General features: G+C 46.6%; 12 protein-coding genes. 5 read left to right on the top strand and 7 right to left on the bottom strand.

Features of this window, described 5'->3' with window-relative positions:
• The first annotated feature begins 111 nt into the window (after positions 1–111).
• On the top strand, positions 112–825 hold the full coding sequence (locus BMZ56_RS20495) for a ferritin-like domain-containing protein (RefSeq protein ID WP_090630141.1): 714 nt from the start codon (positions 112–114) through the stop codon (positions 823–825).
• An 11-nt stretch (positions 826–836) separates the two neighbouring features.
• Positions 837–1,667 carry a ferritin-like domain-containing protein gene (locus BMZ56_RS20490; RefSeq protein WP_090630137.1) on the top strand — a complete coding sequence of 277 codons (831 nt, stop codon included), beginning with the start codon at positions 837–839 and terminating at the stop codon, positions 1,665–1,667.
• A gap of 296 nt (positions 1,668–1,963) precedes the next feature.
• Here the strand turns inward: BMZ56_RS20490 and BMZ56_RS20485 are convergent, their stop codons facing one another.
• Complete coding sequence (locus BMZ56_RS20485; RefSeq protein WP_090630456.1) at positions 1,964–3,148, bottom strand: beta-helix domain-containing protein; 1,185 nt, start codon at positions 3,146–3,148, stop codon at positions 1,964–1,966.
• Positions 3,149–3,262: 114 nt separating this feature from the next.
• Positions 3,263–6,007 (bottom strand): TonB-dependent receptor, encoded by a 2,745-nt coding sequence (locus BMZ56_RS20480; protein ID WP_090630134.1) that lies wholly within the window; start codon positions 6,005–6,007, stop codon positions 3,263–3,265.
• A gap of 224 nt (positions 6,008–6,231) precedes the next feature.
• Between BMZ56_RS20480 and BMZ56_RS20475 the strand changes: the two genes are divergently transcribed.
• From BMZ56_RS20475 to BMZ56_RS20465, 3 genes are read left to right on the top strand one after another with little or no spacing between them, the layout of a single operon-like run.
• Positions 6,232–6,891, top strand: coding sequence for an ABC transporter ATP-binding protein (locus BMZ56_RS20475; protein WP_245893332.1), 660 nt, complete (start codon positions 6,232–6,234; stop codon positions 6,889–6,891).
• Entirely contained in the window at positions 6,888–8,222 is a 1,335-nt protein-coding gene (locus BMZ56_RS20470) for an ABC transporter permease (RefSeq protein ID WP_090630131.1), read from the top strand. The genes BMZ56_RS20475 and BMZ56_RS20470 overlap by 4 nt, the downstream gene beginning before the upstream one ends.
• An 8-nt stretch (positions 8,223–8,230) precedes the next feature.
• The gene (locus tag BMZ56_RS20465) at positions 8,231–8,710 is read left to right on the top strand and encodes a hypothetical protein (RefSeq protein ID WP_177195235.1); all 480 of its coding nucleotides are present in this window, start codon (positions 8,231–8,233) and stop codon (positions 8,708–8,710) included.
• 17 nt (positions 8,711–8,727) lie between these two features.
• Here the strand turns inward: BMZ56_RS20465 and BMZ56_RS20460 are convergent, their stop codons facing one another.
• Genes BMZ56_RS20460 through BMZ56_RS20440 form a run of 5 tightly spaced genes read right to left on the bottom strand, consistent with a single transcriptional unit; the run spans position 8,728 to position 12,465 of the window.
• Positions 8,728–9,441, bottom strand: coding sequence for a 16S rRNA (uracil(1498)-N(3))-methyltransferase (locus BMZ56_RS20460; protein WP_090630128.1), 714 nt, complete (start codon positions 9,439–9,441; stop codon positions 8,728–8,730).
• 14 nt (positions 9,442–9,455) lie between these two features.
• Positions 9,456–10,769, bottom strand: coding sequence for a hemolysin family protein (locus tag BMZ56_RS20455; RefSeq protein WP_090630126.1), 1,314 nt, complete (start codon positions 10,767–10,769; stop codon positions 9,456–9,458).
• Positions 10,769–11,320, bottom strand: coding sequence for an inorganic diphosphatase (locus BMZ56_RS20450; RefSeq protein WP_090630123.1), 552 nt, complete (start codon positions 11,318–11,320; stop codon positions 10,769–10,771). The genes BMZ56_RS20455 and BMZ56_RS20450 overlap by 1 nt, the downstream gene beginning before the upstream one ends.
• 21 nt (positions 11,321–11,341) lie before the next feature.
• The gene (locus tag BMZ56_RS20445) at positions 11,342–11,998 is read right to left on the bottom strand and encodes a DedA family protein (RefSeq protein WP_090630120.1); all 657 of its coding nucleotides are present in this window, start codon (positions 11,996–11,998) and stop codon (positions 11,342–11,344) included.
• Between the two features lie 53 nt (positions 11,999–12,051).
• Positions 12,052–12,465, bottom strand: coding sequence for an HIT family protein (locus tag BMZ56_RS20440; RefSeq protein ID WP_090630447.1), 414 nt, complete (start codon positions 12,463–12,465; stop codon positions 12,052–12,054).
• Positions 12,466–12,553 lie beyond the last annotated feature (88 nt).

The raw sequence follows: 12,553 nt of genomic DNA, 5'->3' as shown, positions 1-12,553 counted from the left end.
GGATTTATCGGGTTTAATTTTTTTTGCTCAACGTGAAATCCGTACCCCGGCAGACCTCGTATATATTGCTGCGTCGAATACGACCACACTTATTTATAAAATATAATACCAATGGAAAGTTCGATTAAAAAAACAGACGGCCAGCCTCTTCTCAGCGATAGGCTGACTGAAACTCCGGTAAGGCGCCGGCAATTTCTTCAGTATGCGGGAGCCGGAGCGGCGGCCGCATTAGTAGCATGGGGATGCAAGAAAGACAATCCCGGCCCCGATATGGGTGGCAAAGGGTTTTATTTTGGAAGCGGTGACATTGCCATACTTAATTATGCCTATGCATTGGAGCAATTGGAAGCTGCTTTTTACACCGAGGTTATCTCGAATCCATATGGCAGTATTTCCGATTGGGAACGTGCCCTGATGATGGATATCCGCGACCATGAAATTGCGCACCGGGAATTCTTCAAAGCAGCGCTCGGCCAGCATGCGATCGATTCGTTGGCATTCGATTTCTCCGCGGTCGATTTTTCAAGCCGGGGAAGTGTGCTGGCAACAGCGAGGACATTTGAGGACCTGGGTGTCTCCGCTTACAACGGCGCAGGCTGGCTGATACAAGATGTGAATTACCTGGCGCTTGCCGGAAAGATCGTGTCGGTGGAAGCCAGGCATGCCGCTTTGGTACGTGACCTGATCGACAACGGATCGTTCGCCAACGATGAAGTAGTTGATGCGAATGGTTTGGACCTCTCCAACAGCCCCACGGTAGTGCTGGAGGCAGCCGGGCCCTTTATAAAATCGAAGATCGATGTAACAGATTTGCCTACTTATTAATCACCACTGTCATGAACTTATTCAATATATTCGACGAAATAACGCAAGTAGATTCGGAATTTCCCGAGCGTATAAGCCCACGCCGTGCGGCCATTAGAAACTTAGCTTCCATGAGCACCAAAGTAGCAGCCGCGGGCCTACCCCTTATGTTGGGTTCACTATTTAAAAAGGCTTATGGCCAGCAGGCACCCACTGACGTAACGGGTGTGCTTAACTATGCGCTTACCCTGGAGTACCTGGAGGCTGCATACTATACGAAGGGAACAGCCGCATCCGGCTTGATTCCCGCTGGGCCGGGCCGGGGAGCGATAGCCACAATACGCGACCATGAGATCGCACACGTTGCCTTTCTGAAGCAGGTGCTGGGATCGGATGCGGTAGCTCAACCGGAATTCGACTTTACCGCGGGGGGAACATTTGGCAATGTCTTTACCGACTATGACACGTTTCTGGCGCTCGCACAGGCATTCGAGGATACTGGGGTAAGGGCTTATAAGGGACAAGCCGGACTACTAAAAGGCAATCAAGTAGTACTTACCGCGGCTTTGCAGATTCATGCTGCGGAAGCCCGCCACGCTTCGCATATCCGACAGATGAGACGTGCGCGCGGTGGAGCTGCCGCAGCCCAGAAGCCTTGGATCACGGGTGCTAATGATAGCGGAATCGGCGCGGCGGTGGACCCCGTGTATGCGGGTGAAGACAATGTCTCACAGGCCGGTGTTAATATCCCCTCACTAAACGGGATTGACGGGAAGCTCTCCAACAATGCGGCTACGGAGTCCTTCGATGAGCCCTTAACCGCAGAAGCGGTGCTAGCTATTGCGGGGCTGTTTATTAAGTAGGCGATTCTGCAGGATTTAGCAATCTCATAGGGCTCTGTAGACAAAAGGTCCTGCCCAAAACGGCAGGACCTTTTATTATATACATTACGGAACGGAATTTTCTTTGCCTGCATATTATCATGCCGTTGCCAGATTCCTCTTATCACAATGACCGTGTTAACACATAGCGATGAAAAGCACATACAAAACAAAAAAACTACAAATAGGAAAATCCCCGAACATAACCTCACAGGTTCTGGTTCGAGGATTTTCCAAAAGACGGGCCTGTCTACATAGATCGATGTTTTCTATCGAGATTAATCCAGTCCTACGGTCCAGCCACCAGCCCATTCTGGCTTAGCCGTACCAGCTCCGGCACCGGTAGCATTTGTGTTCTCGGTGAATAATGCGCTTATGTCAACGGAGGTACCAGCGGTGTTTTTACCCGTAGATAGCTTTGTTACGTTGTCAAATTTCACCCCGGTGGCTTTCAACGATCCGTCGCCTACAAATAAAATACCTTCATCATGCTCGACATCAAATCCAGTCCCCCAATTGCTCAACACCACATTATCGAACATCCCTTTCGTTCCAACACGCAATTTGATCGCATGATTTTCGCCACCGGCACCATTGCCAATCAGCGTCAAATTTTTGATTGTTGGATTGGAAACGGGAGTAGCCAAATGATTGTTGCTATTATTATCCGCCTCAATACCCCGGTTACCGTCATTGGTGCGTATGCCGTACCAGTTTTCACCCGAACCCGTCCAACCTTCTGTCCAGTCAAACAAATCATCGCCGACGAATTCGGTTGAATAGTTTGTAACTACTAAGTTTTTCGCATTTACGGTTCCACCAAACCATTCAAAGCCGTCGTCCGAGCCTTCGTGGACCTGAATATTTTCAATCACAGTAGCACTACCGACGCCAAAGAATGAAACACCGTTGAATTCTTTTTCATCATTGTAAGAATAGCCTGAATATTCAATCCGAAGGTATTTAATGGAACCCGAATTGTCACTTGCATTGGTGCCACCATAAGCCAGGTCACCCACTTCGGATTGCGCAGTTTCTCCTTTATTGATAGGAGCCGCACCGCAAAGCACCAAACCACCCCAAGCACCAGGCTTCTTTTCAGCGGCAGTAAATACCACCGGGTTGGCTGCAGTTCCCTGCACATCAATCTGCGCTCCGCGGGATATTCCAATATAGCGAACAGCAGCAAATTGATTTGCCGGTAGCGCCGTCGCCTCAACGATTACACCCGGCTTAATAACTAATTTCGCATTTTCCTTCACGACCAAGGCGCCTGTCAACTTATACGTGCCCTCCTCTAGCACAACTTCTCCGCTAGTGATTTCGCCCTTCAGGTCATCACGATTGACAACGAAACCATTATCGGGGTCCGGTTGTGGATCATCATCGTCGCTACAAGAAGTTACTGCTACTGCAACAGCCAGCGCAGTAGCTCCCATCATCCATCTAAAAGTCTTTTTCATTTCCATGTTCAGTTTTTTTATATAATTCTGTATTCCGCAACAAAAGTGTATATTAATAGTAACCTGATTATTAACTTCGCATAATCAAATTGTTAACTAACACAATAACCTGAATTAAAGCTGGTAATTAACACCAAGCGAAAAGAATCGTCCTTTCTTATACGTCAATACCGGCACATGTCCGCTTGCATTTTCTTGGACCCTGCGGTATTCTGGATCCAGCATATTCCTTAGCAACAAATCCACGCCGATATGCCGATTAATCTTGCTCCGAATGATGAAGTCGAGCGTTCCTACCCCTCGATCAACCAAATTCCCTTTCTGTTCGATGCCAAGCGAGTAAATTTTGTCTGAAAAATAGGAGTACGCGACTGTTGCCATAATATTGCCGTCATTCCGCCAGCGCTTGGTATAGGTAAGATCAGTATTGACCAATAAATCAGATGCGCCGGTAAAGTTGGATCGATCATGCGTAGGCCGAATGTCGAATCTGGTTTCCTGCCTTACTTTATCCGTATTGATATCCTGATCGGTCTTCATGTAAGCTACATTCAAACCAGCTGAGAACAGATTCCGATCACTATTCCATTTAATCAGATCTTTCTTTGCCTCCAATTCAACACCGATTACGGTTCCGACATCCCCGATGTTTACCCATGAAACATCATTCGCTGTAGCCGAAATGCTGATTTCATTGATAGGATTTTGGATGTATTTTCCAAACGCTGCTATGGAAATCAATTCGGACGACGACGGGAACATCTCCCACTTGAGATCCAAATTATAGTTATCAGAAGGATATAAAAATGGATTTCCTTGTTCAGATACGGTACCGTCGTCAAATACAAAAGGAGCTCGTTCTTTGAATTGAGGCAGTGTATAGGTTTTGCCGGCTCCTAAACGCAGGTTCTGCCTTTCGTTTAATTCGTATTTCAGGTTCAGACTCGGCAAAACCGGATTCTTGGTTAACGTATTTTTACCACCATCGGGAAAGAATTGCGTTACCCAATCAACATACTGTCGGATATTTTCATAACGAACACCGACAACAGAAGTCAACCGATCAGTCAAATCATACTCCAAGCTGACATAACCGGCATGTATCTGTTGGTCGCCGCTATACAACTGCGGAGATTCGCCTGCAAATCCAGTAATATTAAAATAGCCATTCGCAAAGCTATTCTGATTATATAATGCATCCAAGTTATTGGGGTCAACAACCACAGCCCTTCCTTGTGATGTATGTTCAAAATTAAATTGAATAGACTCAAATTCACGATCTTTGAGCCGCCCTTGATAACCTAAACGAATGACTCCGCTCGGCGCTTCTGTATTGCCGATTTTGTAGCTTCCGTTCAAATTGACTGCATATTCATTTTCGTCCAACCGTTGATTGAATCGGTTGTTATCCGAATCCGCAAATTCTGCGATCCTATACCCTTCGCCGTCCACATATCGAAGTATATTTTCAATCCGATCGGGCATAATATAGGACACCCGGTTCGCCGACACTCCCCAATCTACATCGATGCGACTACTCAATTGATGGGTACCCAACAATTGGTTTACAAAAACTCGATTTTGTGCATACGAACCCAAGCGCCGTAAGCCGGTCGTCCCTTCCGTGATATCACGGAAATAGCCATTATAGTTATCGTTCCATTGATCACTGCTGTTAACAAACAAAAAGTTATACGACAACTTATGCGTTGGATTAATCAGGTATTTTGCATTGAATAGGCCGGTAGTGTTGGTTTTATACCCGAAGCGAGTTTGATCGGACCATCGTATCCTTGCCCCCTGTGCACTGACGTCATTGTTGACGCCTTCACGATATTCAAATCCATTCCCAAAACTGGCTGTGCCAAACAAATTGAGTCTACCCGTACCACCAACGTTAAATGACTTTCCGCCCAATACACGCACATTAGCCGGGTAGGGATTGCGGGATACCGGATTTGCACTATTGGTGAAGTTAAATCCGCCCAGCGGATTCTCCGGTATAGTATATTGCGAGAAGCCCCACTTATCGCCATTTGGAAGCTGCGCGAAGGCACCTGCATGGGATATCGCGTTGGTATTCAACGTAGACGACACAGAAACCTCAAACATACCATCGCCAGAGTACTCTTTCGAGTAGATATCAATATTTCCCCCACCGAAATCGCCAGACATTTTGCTATTGTAAAGTTTATCTACGGCAACAAACTCGATGACATCCGTCGAAAATAGATCCAATGCAATGTTCTTTAATCGGGGATCATTGGAAGGCAACGGCAAACCATTGAAAGAAGTGGTGTTATAGCGATCACCCATGCCACGGATATACACTTGTGTACCTCCTTCTTCCTTAGATATTCCCGACATCTTCGCGACCGCATTTGCCGCGTCGCTTGCACCGATTCGTGACAACTCCTGAGCACCGATCCGCTGAATCACCAAGCTGGCTTTCTTTTGTTCGGCCAGTAAGGCAATATCGGCGCCGCGCCGTCGTGTGGTGGTCACGACCACCTCATCCATCATTTCTCCGGCCTCTTCGAGATTGATATCCAGATTCGTTTCCGCTCCTTCTTTTACCACAACATCTTCAATACGTATCGTCGAGTAGCCTACATAGCTTACTTGAAAAACATACTGACCCGCAGGAATTCCCGTGAGCAGGAAAGCGCCCTTGTCATCGGAAATCGTGCCATGTGTGGTCCCAACGATGCCAAGCGAAGCACCAACAATTTCCTCGCCGGTCGCTGCATCTTTAACTGTCCCCTTAATAATGCCTTGCTGGGCTTGCGCATTTGAGCCAAATACGGTTAGGAGAAAACTGATAAACAGTAAACAACTTTTAACTTTTCTATTTTGCATGGTCTGATAAAAATTCCCTGCAATAATCCTAATTTAACATTACCTAAACATTAGTATTACATGAAGGAATGCTTAGCTTTATGTTAATTAAATGTTACCATAAGAATGGGAAGATAAGCTAGGTGCTTTGCGCGGATTAACAATATCAATAAAGTTGCATTAATAGAATGCATATTTGCTCAGAATACCTTAAACTTGCCAAACGGAACAGAAGTACGACAGACATGCAGGATAATAAACAGACAGTGATCCGTTTGAATGATATCGCCTATCGATATCCACGAGGTGAATCGTTACAGTTTGCAGATCTTGAAGTAACCAACGGCCAACACACCTTGATACTCGGTGATTCGGGTAGCGGAAAAACCACCTTGCTACACATCCTAAGTGGATTGCTGAAACCGGAAACCGGAACGGTACAGGTTGACGGGCAGCAGCTTTACGAACTGCCTGCCCGGAAATTGGACGAATTCCGCGGACAACGCATCGGGCTCATTTTTCAGGAAGCTCACTTGGTAAAAAGCCTTACGGTAAGAGAAAACCTACAGATTGCACAGGGATTTGCCGGTGCGAAGATAAACCATGACCGCATTGATGAAGTGTTAGCGTTGCTGAACCTGGCGCACAAAGCCAATAGCTACCCCGGAAAATTGAGTCGCGGACAGATGCAACGCGCAGCGATTGCGCGCGCCGTGATAAACCGACCCGCAATTTTGGTGGCCGACGAACCCACCGCATCGTTAGATGACCGGAACACGGAAAGCGTATTAAGTTTGCTGCTCACTCAAGCCGAACAACAAGGTGCAACGTTGGTGGTTGCAACACACGATAAACGGGTCAAAAGCCGGATAAACCATGCATATCAGGTGGGAGGTGTGGTATGAATAGTATTCAGATCGCATGGAAAAACATTCGCCAAAATACAGCAACATCGCTGCTGGGGATTTTACTCACCGCCTTCGGCACGGGTATATTGTGCGTGCTGCTGCTTACTTCTCATCAAATCGAAGAACAGCTCGGCAACAATAGCCGAGGCATCGATTTAGTCGTCGGCGCAAAAGGAAGCCCCATTCAGCTCATCCTCAGCAGCATCTATCACATGGACAATCCGACAGGCAACATCAGCTTGAGGGAAGCCCAAAAACTGGCCGCCAATCCCATGGTCAAATTGGCGGTACCGCTTTCGTTGGGCGACAATTACAAAGGCCACCGAATTGTCGGCACCGACAGTACATTCCTACAGTTATATGGGCTGGAACTAGCTGAAGGCCGGATTTGGAAAGGAGACTTCGAAGCGGCCATCGGGGCGGATGTCGCACGGAAGAACCAGCTGAAAGTCGGCGATAAGATATATGGCGCCCATGGCCTTAGCAGCGAAGGCCATACACACGACGAAAATGCCTATACCATTACCGGAATATTTAAGCCGGCTCACCACATTGCAGACCGGCTCATAGTAACCAATTTGGCTAGCGTGTGGCGCATGCATGGAACGCATGAAGACGAGGCTCATTCCGAAGACGAGCATGAGCATGCAGAAAGCGAACACAGCCATAGCCACGACTTGGCCGGCGTGGACGAACACGAACACCACCACGGCGAGGATCATGACCCAGTAGCCCCTAAAGAGCCCCAATTGGTAAAAAACATTATGGGCAACGTCGGCTCGCGCGAGCGCGAGATCACCAGCATGTTGATCCAATACCGGAATCCCGCCGCCATCGGCATGTTTCCCCGACTCGTAAACCAAAACACAGCCATGCAAGCGGCCTCTCCGGCCATCGAAAGTGCACGACTGTTTTCGCTGCTGGGCATCGGGATCGATTCGCTGCAAATACTGGCTTATGTCATCATGTTAATGGCTGCCCTCAGCGTGTTTATCAGCTTATACAATGCGTTGAAAAGCCGCAAATATGACCTGGCCATTATGCGTACACTTGGGGCGTCGCAGGGAAAGCTATTCGGCATAGTGATTGCCGAAGGAATATTACTTACCTTTGTGGGAGCGATTGTGGGAATCGGGATTGGTCACATAGCCGTTTACCTGATCGGCACCCGTACAGGCAGTACGGCATCGCTTTTGGAGGCGTTGGTTTTACTACCCCAGGAGGCTTGGTTGTTAGTTATCGGCGTAACCATCGGCTTTTTAGCTGCGGTGATCCCCGCTGTAAAAGCATATAAAACTTCCATATCGCAAACATTATCGGGAAATTAGTACAGGACATGAGAACGTATTTCGTAATTATTGCATTCATTGCCTTTGGCACACAACTAACAAACGCACAGGACGTTCCATTTGGTGAAGTTCCGGACCATACACCGATGATGAACGGTACCTGGGAGACCATCAATAAATTGATGTATAAAGTAACGTATAAAGACAGCAAAACTGTATACACCCCGCATTTTCCGGATGAATTAAAAGCCATTGACAAAAAAAACGTTACCCTTCCCGGTTACCTGGTTCCTATCAATGGGGGGCGGGACCATGAGACATTCATGCTCTCTGTGTTACCGGTTATGCAGTGCATGTTCTGCGGTCAGGGTGATATCCCACCCATGGTCGAAATATTTATGAAAAAAGGCAAAAAAGTACGTTTTACCGAAGAACCCATTAAAATAACCGGCACTATACACCTGAATCCGAATACCCAGGAAGGCAATTCAGAGATTCAGGTACTTAACGCAGAATTGATGGAATAGCCTAAAGCTGGGAAACGTTATCGGTTTCCGATTGCCGCTTCCAAACAAGCCACCAATGCGGCTGTTTCCGTGCGAAGTCGCGAAGAGCCCAATGTTATGGGCATGTAACCGGCTTCGACTGCTAAACGGATTTCCGGCACACTGAAATCGCCTTCCGGCCCGATCAATATGACATAGCGGCCAGCCACCTTAATCCCATCCGTTAAATACCGTTTTTCGCCATTGGCGCAATGGGCAATAAATTTCTGCGGTTCTCCATCCTTTTTTAGAAAGTCTGTGAGTTTCACTGTTTCATTAAGCTTAGGCAAATAGGCTTTCAGCGACTGCTTCATGGCGGCTACCATTACTTTATTCAAACGCTCTGGCTTCACCTCTTTCCGTTCGGAATGTTCGCAGATAATCGGCGTGATTTCATCGATTCCTACCTCGGTCGCCTTTTCCAGGAACCACTCGATTCGGTCGATATTCTTAGTCGGTGCAACGGCAATATGCAGATAATAGTTCCGCTTTTCATAATCGGGTTTAAAATCTTCGATTGTTATCGCCGTACGTTTGGGATGTGCATGGGTAATGATTCCCCTGTATTGCCCTCCCTTACCATCCACCAAATATACAGCGTGCCCCTCAGCGAGCCGCAGTACACGGATTGCATGTTTACTTTCCTCCTCATTCAGCACATAGACTTTGTCGTGGGGCGAAATATCCGGTGTATAAAATAGCTGTAACGTCACGCCAAACTATATTCCTATTCCATATCCTGATCCAGATCCGTCTGTACGAGCTCCAGTTTTACAAACTCAATGTTCTGCTGGGTTTTCTTTATGATTATGAAGTTATAACCATGGAACTCTTTATGTTCCCCTACGTCGGGTATTTTATCAAACAGATCACTTACCAAGCCCGATATGGTGTCGTAGTCATTGCTTTCCGGTAACTCCTTCGGTAAAAATTCATTCACGTCGTGCACATTAGCACTGGCATCCACCATGTATTCGGTGTCTGAGATGCGCTCCACAACCGGAGTCTCTTCATCGTATTCATCCTGAATTTCGCCCACCAGTTCCTCCACGATGTCTTCCAGCGTTACCATTCCAGCTGTTCCGCCAAATTCATCCAGTACAACGGCAATCTGAAGGCGTTTCTGCTGAAATTCAGCCATCAGGTCATTGATCTTTTTTGTTTCGGGAATGAAATAGGGCTTTCGGATAATATTCCTGAGTACCAGCTCTTTTCCTTTTGCGATGATTGGCAGGATATCCTTCGTATGTACAATCCCGATAATCTGGTCGATATTATCATCGTAGATGGGAATCCGTGAATATCCCTCCCGGGTAATCCGTTCAATGAATTCAACACCGGGGCAATTCATTTCCACGGCATAGATTTTCGTACGCGGCACCATAATACTCTTCACCATCCGCTCATTGAAGTCAAATACATTTTTGATCAGCTCATGTTCGGTGGTGTCCAGTGCACCGCTTTCCCTCCCCTGATCAAGCAGGTACTGTAATTCTTCGGAAGAATGGTGAGCCTCTCCCACATTGACCTCAAACCCCATTACTCGGAGAATGAGGTTTGCAAAACCGTTCAACACCCAGATAACGGGCCGGAAAATGAGATAAAAGAAGCGCAGAGGAACGGCAATACTCATGGTTGTACCAATAGGGCGCTGGATAGCAATGGACTTTGGGGCCAATTCACCAAACACGATGTGCAACACCGTAATGATTCCGAAAGCAAGTACATGCCCCAGATTCTTGGCTAGCGTTCCGGTTAATTCCACGTTGAACCACCCGAAAATTACCGTTACGATATCGGTCATCACCGCCTCGCCTACCCATCCCAATGCAAGAGAAGATAAGGTGATACCCAGTTGAGTCGCCGCCAGGTACCCATCGAGGTGACTGGTAATGTGCTTGGCTACCTGAGCCACCTGGCTGCCCGTCTTGATCTTAATTTCAATCTGCGATGCTCTGACCTTGACAATGGCAAACTCAGCAGCCACAAAAAAGCCATTGGCAGCAACCAAAAAAAACGTCCAGAAAATCTCCCAGCCCATCAGGTTGTTCTTAGGTTAGCAAATTCTTTTTGGTATAAATCGATACTTTCCTGTATAACTTGATAGGCATATGAGCGGCCAAAAAGACGTTCTATTGTGACGTTCTTACGCTCAAGCGCTTTATAATCCTGAAAAAAACGGACGATTTCTTTCATGGTATGCGGTGGCAATTCTGACAGGTCATTGATGTAGTTGACAGACATGTCATTTTTGGCAACGGCAATGATTTTATCGTCCTGCTCTCCGTTATCGATCATGTGCATCACTCCGATAACTTTGGCTTCAATAATGCTCATGGGATATACATCTACCGAACAAAGCACCAGAATATCCAGTGGATCTTTATCGTCGCAATACGTTTTGGGGATAAATCCGTAATTAGCAGGATACATTACCGAAGAAAACAATACGCGGTCCAATTTGATCAGGCCGCTTTCTTTGTCGATTTCGTACTTAGCTTTAGAACCTTTGGGAATTTCAATAATAGCGTTCACCGAAGACGGAAGGTCGTCGCCAGGGGATACGTCATGCCAGGGGTGTGATTTACTCATCGGGGTAAGAATCTATGGTTGTCACTTGTTTATTTCCGCCTTCTTATCTTTATTCAGGCGAAGCTTTCTTCGAATCAATGCAATCAATATCGGTGTGAAAGAAATGGCTATGAAGCCGACAATAATATATTCAATATAGTGACTGATTTGTGGAAATTTGCGCCCCAAAAAAAAACCGGATAAAGTAAGCAACGATACCCAAATGGCCGCTCCTCCCACGTTGTATAACACGAATTTCCGAAAATTCAACTGTACAATTCCGGCCAATATCGGTGCAAAGGTACGGATAATTGGCACGAAACGTCCGATAATCAACGCCGGTCCACCGTATTTATGATAAAATTCTTCGGCCATCACCACATACCGGCGTTTAAACAGCCAGGTATCCTTTCGTTTAAATAGCATCGGCCCCGTTCGCCAACCAAACCAATAACCGGTAAAATTACCCAATACCCCGGCGGCAAACAATCCCAAACATAAGGTTGTAATATCTACATCCAATAAGCCCGATGCACAGAAAAGACCGGCTAAAAACAACAGGTAATCTCCCGGCAGGAAAAATCCAAAGAACAAACCGGTCTCGGCAAACACGATAAACACAACAAGATAGAAGCCACCTGACCTTAATAACGTTTCGGCATCCAACAACTGTGAAAATGACTCCCAGAACTCTTGCATAACTATCACCTACAAACTTACACAAATTGGTCGGATGGACAAAGGTGTGTGGCTCATGATTTCCGCGTGAGTGCCGAGATGGCGTTCCGGATGGCTTCAGCACTTTCAGCGAGCTCTTCGTGGCTAAGTTCCAGTTTTGGACGATTGAAATTTAAATCCCCTACTTCATTGATCGGTGTCAAATGGATATGGGCATGGGCTACTTCAAGACCAACCACAGCCACTCCAATCCGTTCACAGGGATAAACCTGTTTAATCCCTTGGGCCACAATTTTCGCAAAAACCCAAAGCCCCATGTAATCGTCGTCTTCCATGTCAAACAGGTAATCAGTTTCCCGCTTAGGGATAACCAATACATGGCCCTTGGTTAAGGGGTTAATGTCTAAAAAAGCTAGGTAATCATTGCTTTCGGCCACCTTATAAGCCGGAATTTCACCGTCAACGATTTGAGAGAATATGGTAGGCATATCGTTTTCATTAGTCATCAATGATACAAAGATAAAAAAACGGCTGTCTTGTGAAACAGCCGCCGAATAATATTGTTTTGCTATGTGC

The organism is Parapedobacter indicus, assembly GCF_900113765.1.
GTDB classification, from domain to species: domain Bacteria; phylum Bacteroidota; class Bacteroidia; order Sphingobacteriales; family Sphingobacteriaceae; genus Parapedobacter; species Parapedobacter indicus.
Note: the sequence above shows the minus strand (reverse complement) of the source record. Positions and strands in the feature narration are given on the sequence as shown.

Excerpts from the sequence above, each read along its gene's own strand:
- BMZ56_RS20445 (WP_090630120.1), bottom strand. The coding sequence starts at position 11,998 with ATGCAAGAGTTCTGGGAGTCATTTTCACAGTTGTTGGATGCCGAAACG.
- BMZ56_RS20465 (WP_177195235.1), top strand. The coding sequence starts at position 8,231 with ATGAGAACGTATTTCGTAATTATTGCATTCATTGCCTTTGGCACACAA.
- BMZ56_RS20470 (WP_090630131.1), top strand. The coding sequence starts at position 6,888 with ATGAATAGTATTCAGATCGCATGGAAAAACATTCGCCAAAATACAGCA.
- BMZ56_RS20455 (WP_090630126.1), bottom strand. The coding sequence starts at position 10,769 with ATGGGCTGGGAGATTTTCTGGACGTTTTTTTTGGTTGCTGCCAATGGC.
- BMZ56_RS20495 (WP_090630141.1), top strand. The coding sequence starts at position 112 with ATGGAAAGTTCGATTAAAAAAACAGACGGCCAGCCTCTTCTCAGCGAT.
- BMZ56_RS20440 (WP_090630447.1), bottom strand. The coding sequence starts at position 12,465 with ATGCCTACCATATTCTCTCAAATCGTTGACGGTGAAATTCCGGCTTAT.
- BMZ56_RS20485 (WP_090630456.1), bottom strand. The coding sequence starts at position 3,148 with ATGAAAAAGACTTTTAGATGGATGATGGGAGCTACTGCGCTGGCTGTT.
- BMZ56_RS20475 (WP_245893332.1), top strand. The coding sequence starts at position 6,232 with ATGCAGGATAATAAACAGACAGTGATCCGTTTGAATGATATCGCCTAT.
- BMZ56_RS20490 (WP_090630137.1), top strand. The coding sequence starts at position 837 with ATGAACTTATTCAATATATTCGACGAAATAACGCAAGTAGATTCGGAA.
- BMZ56_RS20450 (WP_090630123.1), bottom strand. The coding sequence starts at position 11,320 with ATGAGTAAATCACACCCCTGGCATGACGTATCCCCTGGCGACGACCTT.
- BMZ56_RS20480 (WP_090630134.1), bottom strand. The coding sequence starts at position 6,007 with ATGCAAAATAGAAAAGTTAAAAGTTGTTTACTGTTTATCAGTTTTCTC.